16 protein-coding genes are annotated in these 15718 nt (G+C 68.8%); 11 read left to right on the top strand and 5 right to left on the bottom strand.

Annotated elements, in window-relative coordinates; all coding sequences use genetic code 11:
• The first annotated feature begins 21 nt into the window (after positions 1 to 21).
• Entirely contained in the window at positions 22 to 348 is a 327-nt protein-coding gene (locus tag U5771_RS09400; RefSeq protein ID WP_059466882.1) for a carboxymuconolactone decarboxylase family protein, read from the top strand.
• A 74-nt stretch (positions 349 to 422) separates the two neighbouring features.
• Positions 423 to 1430 carry an aldo/keto reductase gene (locus U5771_RS09395; protein ID WP_322023694.1) on the top strand — a complete coding sequence of 336 codons (1008 nt, stop codon included), beginning with the start codon at positions 423 to 425 and terminating at the stop codon, positions 1428 to 1430.
• A gap of 202 nt (positions 1431 to 1632) precedes the next feature.
• Here U5771_RS09395 and U5771_RS09390 read toward each other — a convergent pair whose 3' ends face one another.
• Together U5771_RS09390 and U5771_RS09385 are read right to left on the bottom strand one after the other, a co-directional pair.
• The gene (locus U5771_RS09390; protein ID WP_322023693.1) at positions 1633 to 1863 is read right to left on the bottom strand and encodes a hypothetical protein; all 231 of its coding nucleotides are present in this window, start codon (positions 1861 to 1863) and stop codon (positions 1633 to 1635) included.
• 279 nt (positions 1864 to 2142) lie between these two features.
• Positions 2143 to 3048: a hypothetical protein gene (locus U5771_RS09385; RefSeq protein WP_322023692.1), complete on the bottom strand. Its 906-nt coding sequence runs from the start codon at positions 3046 to 3048 to the stop codon at positions 2143 to 2145.
• 78 nt (positions 3049 to 3126) lie between these two features.
• Here U5771_RS09385 and U5771_RS09380 point away from each other — a divergent pair, with 78 nt between their 5' ends.
• Positions 3127 to 3465 (top strand): helix-turn-helix transcriptional regulator, encoded by a 339-nt coding sequence (locus tag U5771_RS09380; protein ID WP_322023808.1) that lies wholly within the window; start codon positions 3127 to 3129, stop codon positions 3463 to 3465.
• 618 nt (positions 3466 to 4083) lie between these two features.
• Positions 4084 to 6027 carry a Xaa-Pro dipeptidyl-peptidase gene (locus U5771_RS09375; protein ID WP_322023691.1) on the top strand — a complete coding sequence of 648 codons (1944 nt, stop codon included), beginning with the start codon at positions 4084 to 4086 and terminating at the stop codon, positions 6025 to 6027.
• A 386-nt stretch (positions 6028 to 6413) separates the two neighbouring features.
• Here the strand turns inward: U5771_RS09375 and U5771_RS09370 are convergent, their stop codons facing one another.
• Positions 6414 to 7343: a 2-hydroxyacid dehydrogenase gene (locus U5771_RS09370; protein WP_322023690.1), complete on the bottom strand. Its 930-nt coding sequence runs from the start codon at positions 7341 to 7343 to the stop codon at positions 6414 to 6416.
• A 167-nt stretch (positions 7344 to 7510) separates the two neighbouring features.
• On the opposite strand from U5771_RS09370, the gene U5771_RS09365 reads away from it, so the two are divergent.
• From U5771_RS09365 to U5771_RS09345, 5 genes are all read left to right on the top strand, one after another.
• Entirely contained in the window at positions 7511 to 8434 is a 924-nt protein-coding gene (locus tag U5771_RS09365) for an ABC transporter substrate-binding protein (protein WP_322023689.1), read from the top strand.
• Entirely contained in the window at positions 8431 to 9609 is a 1179-nt protein-coding gene (locus tag U5771_RS09360; RefSeq protein ID WP_322023688.1) for an ABC transporter permease, read from the top strand. The genes U5771_RS09365 and U5771_RS09360 overlap by 4 nt, the downstream gene beginning before the upstream one ends.
• The gene (locus tag U5771_RS09355) at positions 9606 to 10553 is read left to right on the top strand and encodes an ABC transporter ATP-binding protein (protein ID WP_322023687.1); all 948 of its coding nucleotides are present in this window, start codon (positions 9606 to 9608) and stop codon (positions 10551 to 10553) included. The genes U5771_RS09360 and U5771_RS09355 overlap by 4 nt, the downstream gene beginning before the upstream one ends.
• Entirely contained in the window at positions 10550 to 11338 is a 789-nt protein-coding gene (locus U5771_RS09350) for an ABC transporter permease (protein ID WP_322023686.1), read from the top strand. The genes U5771_RS09355 and U5771_RS09350 overlap by 4 nt, the downstream gene beginning before the upstream one ends.
• 219 nt (positions 11339 to 11557) lie before the next feature.
• Positions 11558 to 12220, top strand: coding sequence for a transglycosylase SLT domain-containing protein (locus tag U5771_RS09345; RefSeq protein ID WP_415859397.1), 663 nt, complete (start codon positions 11558 to 11560; stop codon positions 12218 to 12220).
• 70 nt (positions 12221 to 12290) lie between these two features.
• On the opposite strand, the gene U5771_RS09340 is transcribed toward U5771_RS09345, so the two are convergent.
• Positions 12291 to 13016, bottom strand: coding sequence for a TetR/AcrR family transcriptional regulator (locus U5771_RS09340; RefSeq protein ID WP_322023685.1), 726 nt, complete (start codon positions 13014 to 13016; stop codon positions 12291 to 12293).
• Here U5771_RS09340 and U5771_RS09335 point away from each other — a divergent pair.
• Complete coding sequence (locus U5771_RS09335; RefSeq protein ID WP_322023684.1) at positions 13015 to 13596, top strand: hydrolase; 582 nt, start codon at positions 13015 to 13017, stop codon at positions 13594 to 13596. The two genes, U5771_RS09340 and U5771_RS09335, sit on opposite strands and share 2 nt — an antisense overlap.
• A 9-nt stretch (positions 13597 to 13605) precedes the next feature.
• Positions 13606 to 14721 (top strand): FUSC family protein, encoded by a 1116-nt coding sequence (locus U5771_RS09330; protein ID WP_322023683.1) that lies wholly within the window; start codon positions 13606 to 13608, stop codon positions 14719 to 14721.
• Here U5771_RS09330 and U5771_RS09325 read toward each other — a convergent pair.
• The gene (locus U5771_RS09325) at positions 14684 to 15559 is read right to left on the bottom strand and encodes a LysR family transcriptional regulator (protein ID WP_322023682.1); all 876 of its coding nucleotides are present in this window, start codon (positions 15557 to 15559) and stop codon (positions 14684 to 14686) included. The two genes, U5771_RS09330 and U5771_RS09325, sit on opposite strands and share 38 nt — an antisense overlap.
• Between the last annotated feature and the right edge of the window lie 159 nt (positions 15560 to 15718).

The following is a 15718-nucleotide window of genomic DNA, read 5'->3' as shown; positions in this document are numbered from 1 at the left end:
CCACGTCCTCCGGAGCCCTCGATGTCCGAACCGACTTCCGCCGCGCGCCAGGCCTTCGGCGCGATCGCGCCAGCCCTCGCCGACTACACCGACAACGTGCTGTTCGGCGACGTGTGGCAGCGCCCCGGCCTGTCGCCGCGCGATCGCAGCCTGATCACGGTCGCGAGCCTCGTCGCGCTGTATCGCGTGAACGAACTGCCGTTCCATCTGAAGAAGGCGCTCGACAACGGCATCACGCGCGACGAGCTGATCGAAGCGATCACGCATCTCGCGTTCTATTCGGGCTGGCCGACCGCCAGCTCGGCGCTGCCGATCGCGAAGCGCGTGTTCGACGAAGCGGGCGTGTGAACGCCGCATCCGACCGGCACGTTCACTCGACCGACTTCAACCGACGCGGGCGCTCGCCCGCATGGAGCCTCACCATGGATTACCGCTATCTCGGGCGCAGTGCGCTGAAAGTGTCGCCGCTGTGTCTCGGCGCGATGATGTTCGGCGGCGAAACCGACGAAGCGACGTCGACACGCATCATCGACAAGGCATTCGACCAGGGCATCAACTTCATCGACACGGCCGACGTGTATCACGCCGGACGCTCGGAAGAAATCGTCGGCCGTGCGATCGCGCGGCATCGCGACAGCTGGGTCGTCGCGACGAAGTTCGGCTTTCCGGCCGGACCGGACGCGGGGCCGAACTGTCAGGGCCAGTCGCGCAAATGGATCTACGCATCGGTCGACGCGAGCCTGAAACGGCTCGGCACCGATTACCTCGACATCCTGTATTTCCATCGCACGCTGACCGATGCGCCGCTCGACGAAGGGATGCGCGCGGTGGCCGACCTGATCCGGCAAGGCAAGGTGCGCTACGTCGGGCTGTCGAACTTCAAGGGCTGGCGCATCGCCGAAATCGTGCGCCTCGCCGACCAGCTCGGCATCGATCGTCCGGTGGCGAGCGAACCGCTGTACAACCTCGTCGATCGCACGGCCGAAGTCGAACAACTGCCGGCGGCCGCGCATTACGGCATCGGCGTCGTCCCGTACAGCCCGCTCGCGCGCGGCGTGCTGACCGGCAAGTACGCGCCGGGCGCGCAGCCGCCCGCCGATTCGCGCGCGGGCCGCGGCGACCGGCGTATCCAGCAGACGGAATGGCGGCCCGAGTCGCTGCACATCGCGCGGCAGGTGGCCGAGCACGCGGCCGCGCGCGGCACGACTTCGGTCGCGTTCGCGCTCGCGTGGGTGATGAAGAACCGGATCGTCAGCTCGACGATCGCCGGCCCGCGCACCGAGGCGCACTGGGACAGCTACATCGACGCGCTGACGCTCGAACTCGGCCCCGACGACGAACGCTTCGTCGATTCGCTGGTGCCGCCGGGGCATGCGTCGACGCACGGTTATACGGATCCCGGCTATCCGGTCGAAGGGCGGAAGGTGTGATGTTCGTCGGCTGAAGCGGGATACACGCTGCCTGCCGGCACGATGCGACGCGTGCGATGGCGGGTTGGCGGAGGATGAACGACTGGCATGCCGGACGCTATCGTCCGACAAGCGGGTATGTCGTCGGCACGGTGACACGGCGAAAAACAATAACGAAAAACAGAGGACGACAGCGGCGGAAGCGAACGCAGAAGCCGCGAATTCAGTTGCCGTGCGCCGCGTCGGCACTCACCACGCGATCGAAAAACTCCTGCGCACGCGCCAGTTCGTCGAGCGCGCGATCGAGGCGCGACATCGCAAGTGCATATTCGGCCGACGAGATGTCGTCGTCGCTCTCGCCGCGCACGGCGCGAAACGCCTGATCGACGTTGCGCGTCGCTTCGACGAAGCGTTGCGCGGCCCGGGCTTCCCGCGAACAGATGTGGGTCGACATCGACACTTCTCCCTCAGGGTTGCTGTGTGAAGCAGGCCGACGCCCAGTGTGCGTGGTGTGCATGTCGGCGGCGTGAACGACGGCAAGCCGCCTGTCGACGCACGGCCACCGCGCGGCACGCTTCGTGGCGATTGTCGCTCCGCGCTCGCCGATCCGCTACGGCGAGATTGCAACAAATTCTTCCGCGCGCCGCGACGGCGGCCACACTCATGCGTGTCGTTGCACGCGCATTCAGCTGCCCTGCCGCTCGTCACGCGCCGCGCATCGGCGGCGCGAACGTCATGCGCGCCCGATGCGCGGATGCGCGAGACCGGCGAATGCGGCCGCTTCGCCGGGCGACAGATCGAACAGATCGCCGGTGGGCTCGCGCGGATGTTCGGCCGCGGGCCGGCTGCGCAGCCGCGCGACATGCGCGGGCGCGACGTAGGCAGCCGCCGTCTCGATCGGCGGCACGTCGAACAGGTCGCGCGTGACGCCGCGCACGGCATCCGTCGGCGAACGGCCGCGCAAGCGCGCGACCAGCTCGACGAAGCGATCGAAATCGCCGGCGCGCGTCGCCTTGTTCACCTCGGCGAGATCGCGCGCCTTCAGCACGCACGGCTGCGCGAGCCGCACGAAATACGGCGCCTCGAGTTCGACCGACAGCGCGAGCGGATAGCTCTTGCCGGTTTGTTCCTTCGCGCGCCCGAGGCAGTCGACCACGGCCGCGCCCTGCGCGACGCCGAGCGGCTTGCCCGTGCTCACGCTGCGCAGGTGATCGGGGAACACGCGCAGTTGCGTGCCGACCGTCAGCGCGGTGGACGATGCGCAGACGAGCGCGTAGTGCTGCTCGCGACGCCGGCCCGACGGCAGCGTCGAACGGCTCGCGATGAACGTGTGCGGCGGCAGCGGCCGCACCTGGCCGCTTGCGTCGACCCAGGCATTCCACAGCAGCGCGTCCTCGCGCTTGCGCTCGCCCGGCCGCGGGCGCGACGCGACCGGCGAAAACAGCGCGAGCAGCGAGCCCGTGCGATGCGCGGCGACTTGCGCGCCGCTGCCGAGCGGCTGGTTGATGCCCCACAGAAAACGCCCGCCTCCGAGCCGGCGCTCCCATTCCTTGCGGAGCACGACGGTCGGCAGTTCCTCGCCGGACTCGGTACCGATCTTCGTCCAGCAGAACGTGGGAGGGAGGTGTTTCAGTGTCATCAACTTTCTCGGGATACAGCCTCGCTGGTGACAGCAAGCCCATTCAACAACCGTAACTGTATAGGTATAATGCATCGCATGGAAGCCCCGGATCACGATTTTCCTGTACAAGACCTGTTACGCCGCCTGATGGCGGACACGCGCTCGTCCAGCGAAATAGCGCGACTTTCCGGCGTCAGCCAGCCGACCGTGTCGCGCCTGCGGCTGTCGAACGGGCATCGGCTGCGGCGCAGCGTGCCATTCAACAAGCTATGCAGTTTCTACGGCGTCGATACCGGCCCGGCGCGCCGCCGCTACAACGACCTGCTGCGCGACGCGATCGTCGACGCCTGGGACGGCTCCGACGAGCACGGGCGCGCGCTGCTGGTCGTGATTCAGGGATTGAAGGATCTGCAGGCGAAGGCCGACGACGGATGACGGCGCGCAGGCGTTCATGCATGGAAGGAAGACTGAAAGCACCCCGCGGGCGGGCGGTGGCGAATACGATTCGTCACCGCCCGTTTTGCATGGGGCGATGCGGCACGAAGCGATGGTCGGCGTGCCGCCGAACATGCGCGACGCCATCGCACCACGCGCGACGCCTCGGCATCGTTTCAAAATTTTTTTACCTGTGGTTAAAAAAGTTTGACACGCCGTTTTCACTGAGATAACTTTTGCGCAAGCTTCCGGAAAGCAAACGCGAACCGGCAAGCCATCACGATGCGCGGCGCGGCCGAAACCGCCGATCCGTTTCACTCCGTCGCCGCACGCGCGTCGCGTCGTGTTTTTCCGCAGCGCAGCACCGCAGCTCGCAACATCCCCGTCTCATCGAATGATGTCGTTCCGTTTCATCTGGAAGGACGCGCGGCATGCGCACATTTGATTTGCAGTCCTTCATGACTTGCAGTGCGCTGCCGCCGCTTTCCGGCCGGGGTCGCGCCCGGCGTTTTCCCGATGGTGCAGTTTCCTCTTCGTCGCATGCAGTAATCGGCCCGGCCCGCAGGGGGCGTTTCGCGGACCGGTCGTCCATACACAATCAAAAGAACGAGGTCGGCAATGCAAATTCATTTCAGAGGATCGCGTCGCGCATGGCTACCCGCGCTCGTGGCAGCCGTGACGCTCGCCGCGTGCGGCGGTGACGACGGCGGCAGCGTGGCGGGCGTGTCCGCGCTCGCGCAGAGTCAAGGTCAAAATCAGGATCAACAGGGCGACGACGCGCAAGGACGCGTCTCGCCGTCCGGCGTTCCGTACGCGAATCCGGCCAACGGCGGACGCTATCAGCCGGTGATCAGCAACGGCCAGGTACAGCCGTCGCTGTCGGGCGGCACGATCGAGGAAAACGCGTGGGTCGACACGCCGGTCGACTCCGACGGCGACGGTACGCGCGACCGCATTCACGTGCGCATCGTGCGTCCGTCCGAAACCGCCAACGGCGCACGCACGCCGGTCATCGTGCTCGCGAGCCCGTACTACGCGGGGCTTGCCGACAGCCCCAACCACGACGTCGACGTCGAACTCGACGGCTCGCCGCATCCCGCCGCGACGGCGGCCGCCCCCGGCGGCGCGTCCACGCGGATCATGGCCGCCGTGCCGCAAGTCCGGATGCTGCAGCAGGTCGAGGCGGCCGCTGCCGGCCGTTCATGGATCGAAGGCTACTTCGTGCCGCGCGGCTTCACGATCGTCTATGCGGATTCGCTCGGCACCGCCGGTTCCGACGGCTGCCCGACGATCCTCACGCGCGACGAATCCGTCGCGATGGCGTCGGTGATCCGCTGGCTCGGCCGCGATGCGACCGCGAAGGATGCGAGCGGCAAGCCGGTCGTCGCGAACTGGTCGACGGGCCACGTCGGCATGTACGGCGTGTCGTACGACGGCACGCTGCCGAAGATGGTCGCGAGCCTGCGCACGCGCGGGCTCGACGCGATCGTGCCGATCGCCGGGCTGTCGAACATGTACGGCTACTACCGCTCGGGCGGGCTCGTGCGCGCGCCGGAGGGCTATCAGGGCGAGGACGTCGACGTCTATATCAAGGCGCTGCTGACGAATGCGCATCCGGAACGCTGCACGCACCTGATCGACGAAGCGCTGCAGCAGGAAGACCGCAAGACGGGCAACTATTCGCCGTTCTGGGCCGCGCGCGACATCCCGACCGCGCACGCGGTCGCGCCGGCACTCGTCGCGCAGGGGCTGACCGACGACAACGTGCGCGTCGACCAGTCGACGTCGTGGTATCTCGCGATGCGACGCCAGGGCGTGCCGACGCAACTGTGGCTGCATCGCCTGAAGCACACCGACCCGACCCGCGTACCGGCGATGGCCGACGCGTGGACCGCCGAGGTGAACCGCTGGTTCACGCGCTACCTGATCGGCGTCGACAACGGCGTCGAACGCGATCCGCGCGCGGTGGTCGCGCAGGCCGACGGCACGCTGCTGAAGGAAGCCGACTGGGCCGCGCGGCGCGCCACGCCGGTCGCGTATTTCGCGGGCGGCGACGGCGCGGGCACCGGCACGCTGTTGCGGACGCCGAGCGGCGGCCCGCTCGCGCGCTTCACCGATGATGCGTCGATTCCCGCGCTCACGCTGGCGAACGCAACGACCGGCGAACATCGCGGCCGCTTCGAGACGGCCCCGTTCACGGCCGCGACGCGCCTGTCCGGCACCGCGACCGCACGCGTGCGGCTGACCTTCACCGGCGTCGCGAACGTGACGGCGCTGCTGGTCGACCGCGCGCCGGACGGCACGGCGACGATCGTCACACGCGCGTGGACCGATCCGCGCAATCGCGTGTCGGACTGGATCTCGGCGCCCGTGCTGCCGGGGATGCCGTATGACCTGAAGCTGACGTTCATGCCGCGCGACTACCGGCTCGAAGCGGGTCACAAGCTCGGCCTCGTCGTGATGTCGAGCGACAACGAGGCGACGCTGCGGCCGACGCCGGGCACGGGTCTCGCGCTCGATCCGGCCGGGACGTCGGTGACGGTGCCGCTGGTTTCGTCCTGACCCGGACCGCGCAAACGGGCGCGGTGGTCCGGGGGATGCGCGTGCGATCGTGAACGAGCGCACGCGCCGGGTGCCGCGTAACACGTACCGCGGGCGCCGCGCGACGATGCGAGAACCCATCATCAGCGGGCACTCGCCGCCGTCGTCGGCGGCGATATCCATCGATCGCCTCCATCATGAACGGCACGCATCCGGCCCATCGCCGGACTTGATGGCGTGAAATATTCTTTCAGCCGGATCGATATTTCGGCTCTCGATTCGCGGTCGCCGCGCAATTTTTTCTCGTCTTGGCGCGCCGGTTGCGGATAAGCAGGATAAGTACCTGTCGGCTCGACGTCATGCCGGCGCGCCTTGCATGCCTTGCACACGCGCCGCGCCGGCCTCGCTCACACCGGCGTCAGCACCGGCTCCCCCGCGAAATGCCGCGCGGCATTGTCGAGAAACTGCTGGACCGAGCGATCGAGCGCCTCCGGCGACCAGCCGCCCATGTGCGGCGTCAGCACGATCGTGTCGAGGTCCGTCAGCGCGCGCGGCGGCTCCGGCTCGCCTTCGTACACATCGAGCCCCGCACCCGCGATGCGTCGTTCGCGCAGCGCGTCCGCCACAGCAGCGGTATCGACAACACTGCCGCGCGACACGTTGACGAGAAACCCGCCGGGGCCGAGCGCATCGAGCACCGTGCGATCGATCAGGTGGCGCGTGCCCGCGCCGCCCGGCGTCGCGACGATCAGGAAATCGGCCCATTGCGCGAGCGCCTCGACACGCTCGAAATAGCGATACGGAACATCCTTCTCGGAACGGTTGTGATAACCGATCTCGATGTCGAAGCCGGCCGCGCGACGCGCGCATTTCTCGCCAATCTTGCCGAGCCCGACGATGCCGAGCTTCTTGCCCGACACGTTCGGCGGCATCTGCAGCGCGTCGCGCCACACGCCGGCGCGGGTCTTCGCATCGAGCTGCACGACGTTGCGCACCGCCGCCAGCAGCAGCGCGAACGCATGATCGGCGACGCAATCGTCGTTGGTGCCCGCGCCCGTCACCACGGTGATGCCGCGCGCCTTCGCATGCGCGACGTCGATGTGCTCGTAGCCGGCGCCGAGCGCGCTGACGAACGTGAGCTGCGGCAGACGATCGATTTCGGCGGCAGTGAGGCCCGTGCTGCCGTTGGTCAACACCGCGCGAATCGTGCGGCCGTGTTCGGCGATCGCACGCACGCGTTCGTCGCCAGTCGGTGCATAGTGGACGTCGTACGACGCGGCGATCTGGCGGTGCGCGTCGCCGCGCAGCGCGATAAGGACCAGCAGCTCAGGCTTCATGTCAGCAATTGTCCGCAGGCGGGAATGCGTTCCAGTGTAACAACGGCGCGTGACGCGTGCGGGTTACCCCCACGCATGCTGTGGACGTGCCGCCGCACGCGGTTTGCCAAAGCCGACTCAGTCAAGTAACTTTCGGCGTACGTCCCCGTTCTGGAGAATGGCCCCCGATGAAGCTCGCCCTGCCCGCCCGATTCCTGGGCCTCGCGTTCGCCGCCGCAGTCGTCGCACCCGGCGCGCACGCCGACACGCCCGTCGTGGTGTCGTCGAAGATCGACACCGAAGGCAACCTGCTCGGCAACGTCATCGCACAGGTGCTGAAGGCCCACGGCATCCCCGTCACCGAAAAGATCGCGCTCGGCACGACGCCGATCGTGCGCAAGGCGCTCACGAGCGGCGAGATCGACATCTACCCCGAATACACGGGCAACGCGGCGTTCTTCTTCAACAAGGCCGACGATCCCGTGTGGAAGAACGCGAGCCAGGGCTACGACACCGCGAAGAAGCTCGACTATGCGGCGAACCATCTCGTCTGGCTCGCACCGGCGCCCGCGAACAACACGTGGGGCGTTGCCGTGCTCGCGCCGGTCGCGCAAGCGCAGCACCTGAAGACCTTCTCCGATTTCGGCAAATGGATCGCGGGCGGCGGCAAGCTGAAGCTCGCGGCGTCGGCCGAGTTCGTGAACAGCGCATCCGCGCTGCCGTCGTTCGAGAAGGCGTACGGCTTCAAGCTGAAACCCGACCAGCTCGTCGTGCTGTCGGGCGGCGACACGGCCGCGACGATCAAGGCCGCCGCGAACCAGACCGACGGCGTGAACGCGGCGATGGTGTACGGCACCGACGGCGGCATCGCATCGAGCGGCCTCGTCGTGCTCGACGACGACAAGCACGTGCAGCCCGTCTATGCGCCGACGCCGGTGATTCGCGAAGCCGCGCTGAAGGCCCATCCGCAAATCGCCGACCTGCTGAAACCCGTGTTCGCGAGCCTCGACCTGAAGACGCTGCAGGCGCTGAACGCGCGCATCCAGATCAACGGCGAGCCGGCAGCCGGCGTGGCCAAAAGCTACCTGAAGACGAAGGGCTTCGTTAAGTGACGGGTCGCGCGGCGGCGTCCGCGCGACGCATCACGCTCGACAAGGTCGGCATCCTGATCGGTATCCTGACGATCGTCGCGGTGTTCGGCATGCCGTTCATGGTGCTGCGGCCGAACCGCATCGCGGCCGGCACGGGGCTGTCGGTATTCGCCGCGCTGCCTGCCATGTACGGTGCCGCGCTCGTCGCGCTGTGGAGCGTCGGCGCGCTGTGGGCGATGACGACGAGCCGTCCCGGATGGCGGCTCGCGGCCGGCTGCACGTGGCTCGCGACGCTCGCGTATGCCGTCGGCGCCGCCGCGACGCACGTCGTCGCGCCGGACGACATGCTCGCACGCGTATCGCCCGCGGCAGGCGTCTGGCTGTTGCTGTTCGCATGGGCCGTGCTCGTCGCGGACGCGCTCGCGCGGCTCGCATTCGGCCCGTGGCGGCGCCTCGCCGCGCTGGTCGTCGCGATCGCGGCGATTTCGCTGCCGCTCGCGAGCGGCTGGTGGGACGGCCTGTCCGTGATGCGCGAATACGCGGTGCGCGGCGACGACTTCTGGCGCGAGGCAATCCGGCACGTGTCGCTTGCGGGCGGTTCGGTCGCGGCCGCGCTCGTCGCGGGCCTGCCGCTCGGCATCGCGTGCGCGCGGGTCGCACCCGTGCGCACCGTCGTGATGCCGGTGCTCAATATCGTGCAGACGATCCCGAGCATCGCGATGTACGGGCTGATGATGGCGCCGCTCGGCCTGCTCGCCGCGCACGTTCCGCTCGCGGCTGCGCTCGGCATCCGCGGGATCGGCGTCGCGCCGGCCGTGCTCGCGCTGTTTCTCTACTCGCTGCTGCCGATCGCGTCGAGCGTCGTGGTCGGGCTCGAGCAGGTGCCGGCGCACGTGACCGAAGCGGCGCGCGCGATGGGCATGACACGCGCGCAACGGCTGCTGCGCGTCGATCTCGCGCTCGCGCTGCCGGTGATCCTGAGCGGCGTGCGCATCGTGCTCGTGCAGAACATCGGCCTGACCGCGGTCGCCGCGCTGATCGGCGGCGGCGGGTTCGGCACCTTCATCTTCCAGGGGATCGGGCAATCGGCCGCCGATCTCGTGCTGCTCGGCGCGATCCCGACGATCGCGCTCGCGCTGGCGGCCGCCGTCGTGTTCGAAGCCGCTACCACGCTCGCGAAGGGACGTACCGCATGATCGAGATCGAACGCATCGGCAAACGCTTCGGCGACGTCGTCGCCGTCGACGACGTTTCGATGACGATGAAGCAAGGCACGATCACCGCGCTCGTCGGCGCATCGGGCAGCGGCAAGTCGACGCTGCTGCGGATGATCAACCGGCTGATCGCACCGACCGGCGGCACGATCCGCATCGACGGCGTCGACACCGCGAGCGTGCCGCCCGAGCAGCTGCGGCGGCGCATCGGCTACGTGATCCAGGGGCACGGCCTGTTCCCGCACTGGAGCGTCGCGCGCAATATCGCGACCGTACCGCGCCTGCTCGGCTGGCCGGCCGAGCGCATCGACGCGCGCGTGCGCGAACTGCTCGACCTGTTTCACCTCGCGCCCGCCGAATTCGCCGACAAGCTGCCGCACGAACTGTCGGGCGGCCAGCAGCAGCGCGTCGGCGTCGCGCGCGCGCTCGCGGCCGAGCCCGCGATGCTGCTGATGGACGAGCCGTTCGGCGCGCTCGATCCGATCATTCGCAACAAGGCGCAGGACGATCTGTACGCACTGCAGCGCCGGCTCGGCATCACGGTCGTGATCGTCACGCACGATATCGAGGAAGCGCTGAAGCTCGGCGACACGATCGCGGTGATGGACGGCGGACGGCTGCTGCAGGTCGCGTCGCCGGCCGAGATTCTCGGCAAGCCGGCGGCGGGGGTCGTCGAGCAGCTCGTCGCCGGCGTCGACCGGCCGCTGCGCCTGCTCGCGCTGACGCCGATCGACGCGGTGGCCGAACCCGGTCACGCCGACGGCGAACCGATCGCCGCGACGCGCACGCTGCGCGATGCGGTGTCCGAACTGCTGTGGCGCGGTGCCGATGCGCTGCCCGTCGACGATGGCGGCGGCCGCAACGGACACAACGCGCGGCGCATCACGCTCGATGCGATCCGCGCGCATGCGAGGAAGCCCGCATGACGACACCGGATGCAACGCACGGCGCGCGGTCATCGCGCTTGGCTCGTCCCCGCGCCCTTCCCGCGGTCGCGGCGCGTGTAGCGGCACTCGCGTTGCTGCTCGTCCTGCTGGTACGTCCGATGTGGCTGCAAGGCCTCTTCGCGCCGTTCGCCGACAACGGCGCGCCGGTCATCTACGATCGCGCGAGCCTGCTCGACCTCACGCTCGCGCATCTCGGCACGGTCGCGCTGTCGAGCCTGATCGGCACGATCGTCGCGGTTGCGGCCGGCATCTTCGTCACGCGGCCGGCCGGCGCGGATTTCCTGCCGGTCGCGCGCAGCGTCGTCGACATCGGCCAGACCTTCCCGCCGGTCGCGGTGCTCGCGCTCGCGGTGCCGGCCGTCGGCTTCGGGTTGAAACCCGTGCTGATCGCGCTCGTGCTGTACGGGCTCCTGCCGATTTTCGAGAGCACGATCGCGGGGCTCGAGGACGTGCCGCACGACGTCGTCGACGCCGCGCGCGGAATGGGGATGAGCGGCTGGCAGCAACTGGTGTCGGTCGAGCTGCCGCTCGCGTTGCCGGTGATCGTAAACGGCATCCGGCTCGCGGTCGTGATCAATCTCGGCACCGCGACGATCGGGTCGACGGTCGCCGCGCGCGGGCTCGGCGACGTGATCATCGCGGGCCTGCAGACGTCGAACACCGCGTTCGTGCTGCAGGGCGGCGTGATCGTCGGGCTGCTCGCGGTGCTGGTCAGCGATGCGATCGGCGCACTTGCACGGGTGGCGGGCGCGCGGCGGGCCTAGCATGCGCCGGCAAGCGCGGCTGCGCGCGTGAAGGAAGGAACACGAGACACGATCCGGCTCCGCTTCATCCGGACTCCGATGCGTGTTCATGCAACGATCCCTTCCCCGCATCGCGCGCATCGACACAAGCCTACATCGCGCTTTCATTCGAGCCCGCGCTCGCGCATCGGCCGCAATTGGCCGATATACTATGCGCCTCCCAGCTCCCTGCACTCCACCATGCGACGACGGTTTCTCTGGCTGATCGTGCTTTCGCTCGGCATCGCGCAACAGGCATCGGCGCAGCAGGCGCCCGCGCTGCCCGTAGCCGCGCCCGAAGCGTCCGCCTCGGCACCGTCCGTCGCATCCGCGCCGCTCGCCGACGCCAACGATCAGCCGAACGAAGCAAACCGTCGCATCACGTCCTACCTGACGAAGAAGTTTGGCGTAGCAAAAGAGCGCGCCGCGAAGCTCGCCGATATCGTGAGCATGACTGCGACGAAATATTCGCTGCCGCCGGCACTCGTTTACGCCATTATCTCGATCGAATCGCGCTTCCAGGAAAAGGCGCGCGGCCAGCATGGCGCGACGGGGCTGATGCAGGTCGTGCCTTCCGCGCACCGCGGCATGCTGCGCAACGTGAAGGACCTGACCGAGCCGAACGCGAACGTCGAGGCCGGCTCCAAGATCCTGTCAGGCTATGTGCGGGCGGCCGGCGGCAACGTGCAGGCCGGGCTGAAGAGCTATGGCGGATCGAACGCGTATGCGGCGAAGGTGATGCAGCGGGTCGATTCCTTCCGGTTCGTGCTCGATCCGCACGACGACACCCCGGCAGGCACGAAGCCGGCCGCGCCCGTGTCGGCATCGGCCGTCCGCACCTCGGCGTCGCTCACGACGCAATAGCGTTGGCCCGGCCACCGCGCCGTACCGGCGCTGCCGGCCCCTCCCGCGCTCGCGTCCATTCATCGCGACGTCAAACGCCCGCTTCGCCCGCCTCGGCCACGTCCTCCAGATAGCGCAGCATCACGCCCTCGAGTTCCCGGAGCGCGGCAGCCGGATCCGGTATGGTCGTATCGCGACTCAGCGCCACGGCCGCCTTCATCAGGTGTTGCACGATCGCCGCCCGCACCGCACGTGCGTCTGCCGGCATCCCCGGCGCGAGCCCCTCCAGTACCGCTTCGATCCCGCCGCGCAGGCGGGTGCGCACATCGAGCGCGCCCGGCAATGCGAAATCGTACGCGTCGACCAGCACGACGAACGCCGGATGCGCGACCCGGAACGTCACGAACGTCGTCGTCAGACGCGCCGCGAGCGAGGCGAGATCGCCGGACGACGCAACCGCACGCAACTGATCGAGCGCCTCGCCCAGCGACGTCAGATAGTGCTCGAGCAAACCCGCGGCCACCTGTTCCTTGGTCGGAAAGAATTGATACAGCGAACCGATCGACGACTCGGCGCGTGCCGCAATCGCCGTCATCGTCGTCGCTTCGTACCCTTTTTCCGCGAACTCCGCGCCCGCGGCTTCCAGCAACGCGGCGACCCGCGCCCGGCCGCGCGCCCGGCTGGGCGTCTTCGCGGACGACACGGCACCGCCCGCCTGATGGCTTGACTTTTGTGAGGACATCCTCATATATTTGAATGTGAGACGACCCTCACAATACAGTGTCGTCCCGTCCCGTTCAATCTCGAGAGCCATCATGCCGGACACACTGGACCCCCGTACCACCGCCCTTGTTCTCATCGACCTGCAGCAAGGCATACTCGGCTTCGCGAAAGCGCCGCGCGACGGCGATGCCGTACTGGCCGCCGCCGCCCCGCTCGCGAAGCGCTTTCGCGAAGCCGGCGCGCCGGTCGTGCTGGTGCGCGTCGGCTGGAGCGCGGACTTCGGCGATGCGCTGAAACAGCCCGTCGACCAGCCGGCGCCGCCGCCCGCGGCCGGCCTGCCGCCGGACTGGTGGACCTTTCCGGACGCGCTCGACGTCGCGCCGTCCGACCTGTTGATCACCAAGCGGCAATGGGGCGCGTTCCACGGCACCGAACTGGATCTCCAGTTGCGCCGGCGCGGCATCCGGACCCTCGTGCTCGGCGGTATCTCGACGAACATCGGCGTCGAATCGACGGCCCGCGCAGCCTACGAACATGGCTATTCGCTCGTGTTCGCCGAGGATGCGATGAGTTGCGCGGCGGCCGATCAGCATGACGCGTCGCTGCGTTTCATCTTCCCGAGACTCGGCCTCGTCCGCACGTCGGCCGACGTGCTCGCCGCCCTGGCGGGCTGAAGGCCGGCGATGACGTGCCGCGGCAAGCGCGCGGCGTGGCGCGCGGCGCGGTCGGCCGCCGCGTCCGTCGCCGGCGCGCTCGATGCCCGGGCGCTCGCGCGCGCGACGCTCGTGCTGCTCCCGCTCGTCCTGCTCGCGCGGGCGACCGGCCGACCGGAATGGTTGATCGCATCGGTCATCACGATCGCGATGCTGGTCGGCGTCGATCGCGTCGCACTGGCACCGTTGGGTTCGGTCGCCCATGGCCTGCTCGTCTGCGCGGGATTCGTCGTGCTGATGGCGGCACTCGCCTGTCCGCCCGCCTTCGTCGCGGCGACCGCCGCACTCGGCGCCGCGTCGATCGCGATCACGGCCTGGGGCCGCACGCTGCGCACACTCGGCAGCTATACGTTCATTCCCGTGCTGTATCTCGCATGCGAAAGCGCCGAAGGCGTGGCACGCGGCGCGCTCGTGCCGCGCGCGTTCGCGATCCTGCCGTTCCTGCTGGCGGGCGCGCTGCCGGTCATCGCGCTCGCGGCCGTCGATCTCGCACGCGCCACCGACACCGGCGCCGGCGCCGACCGCCGCGCGCGTCGCGCGACCTGGGTCCGGCGCACCGATTACGGCGAGCGCGCCTGGCCGATCGAACTGATGCTGACCGTCGCGATTGCGGTGGGTGGCGCGGCCGTGCTGGTCGAATGGCGACACATCGACCACGGGCAATGGATGATCTGGTCGGCCGCCAGCGTCGTGACCGGTAGCGCGGCGAGCGCCCGCGCCAAATTCGTCGACCGCGTGCTGGGCGCGTCGGCCGGTGTGCCGATCGGCGTGTTCATCGGGCTGCAGGTGCCGGACGATCCCGCCACGCGCGCCTGGGTCGTGTTCGCGACGCTGCTCACGCTCGTCGCCATCCGCCCCTACCGGCTCGCGTTCGCGATGCGCTGCGCGTGCGCCGCGACGGCGCTGGTCGTCGCCGGGCACACGTGGACCTTCGCCGGCGAACGCCTCGCCAACGTCGCGCTGGGCAGCGCGATCGGGCTCGCCTGCGCGCTTGCCGCGCCCGCGATCGCGCGACGCGTCGCGCGTCGCGCCGGCGCCGCGCCAGCGGTCACGCCCGCGCGAAATGCGCGCGAAGAAACTCGATGAAAACCTGCGTCTTCGCGGGCAGCAAGCGCGTTTCCGTCATCGCGTAGACGGAAACGGGCATGCCCTCCCATTCGGACAGCACGCGGCGCAAGCGTCCCGCAGCCACGTCGTCGGCCACCACTTCCTCCGGCAACTGGATGATCCCCGCGTCGTGCACGGCCAGTTGCCGGTTCATGCCGACGCTGTTCACGACGAACCGACCGCCCACCGGCACCTCGACCGTGCGCTCGCCGCGACGCAGCGTCCACGCGGTGACGCGTTGCACGCTCAGGCACTGGTGCCGCGTGAGGTCGTCCGGTTCGAGCGGCTCGCCCGAGCGTTCGAGATAGCGCGGCGACGCATACAGGTAGTTGCGGAACGTCGCGAGCTGGCGCGCGACGAGCTGCGAATCCGCCGATTCGCCGATGCGGATCGCGACATCGAACGGCTCGCTCACCAGATCGACGCGCCGTGACGTCAGCTCGAAATCGAAGGTCAGCTTCGGGTAACGGTTCGCGAATTCGACGATCAGCGGCGTCAGGTAGATCACCGCGAAATCGACCGGAAACGACGCGCGCAGCACACCCGCCGGTTCGGCCAGCAGCCCGCCGAGCTGCTCGTGGGCGAGCCGCGCCTCGTCGACGATGCGCTTGCAGCGCTCGAAGTAGAGCTGCCCGGCCTCCGTCAGCTCGATCCGGCGCGTCGTGCGATGCAGCAAGCGCAGGCCGATCGCCTTTTCCAGCGCGGCGATCCGCCGCGACAGCGTCGAATTCGGCATGCCCAGCGTCTCGGCGGCGCTGCGAAAGCCGCGCGCCTTCACGACCTCCACGAACAGCGCCATGTCGTTCAGCAGCTCCATGCTGACTGCTCCATCAATGGATCAATGTTCTCCACGATACCCGGTTTATCTCGAAAAGGAAGCAATGGATGATGCAGGCGTGGAGGCGAGGCCGGCGCACTGTGCGCGGCCGCCGCCCGATGCGGCATCGCCCCGGTGGCGCATCCCGAACTTCGATGA

The organism is Burkholderia sp. BCC1977, from assembly GCF_905339595.1.
Lineage (GTDB): Bacteria > Pseudomonadota > Gammaproteobacteria > Burkholderiales > Burkholderiaceae > Burkholderia.
Note: the sequence above shows the minus strand (reverse complement) of the source record. Positions and strands in the feature narration are given on the sequence as shown.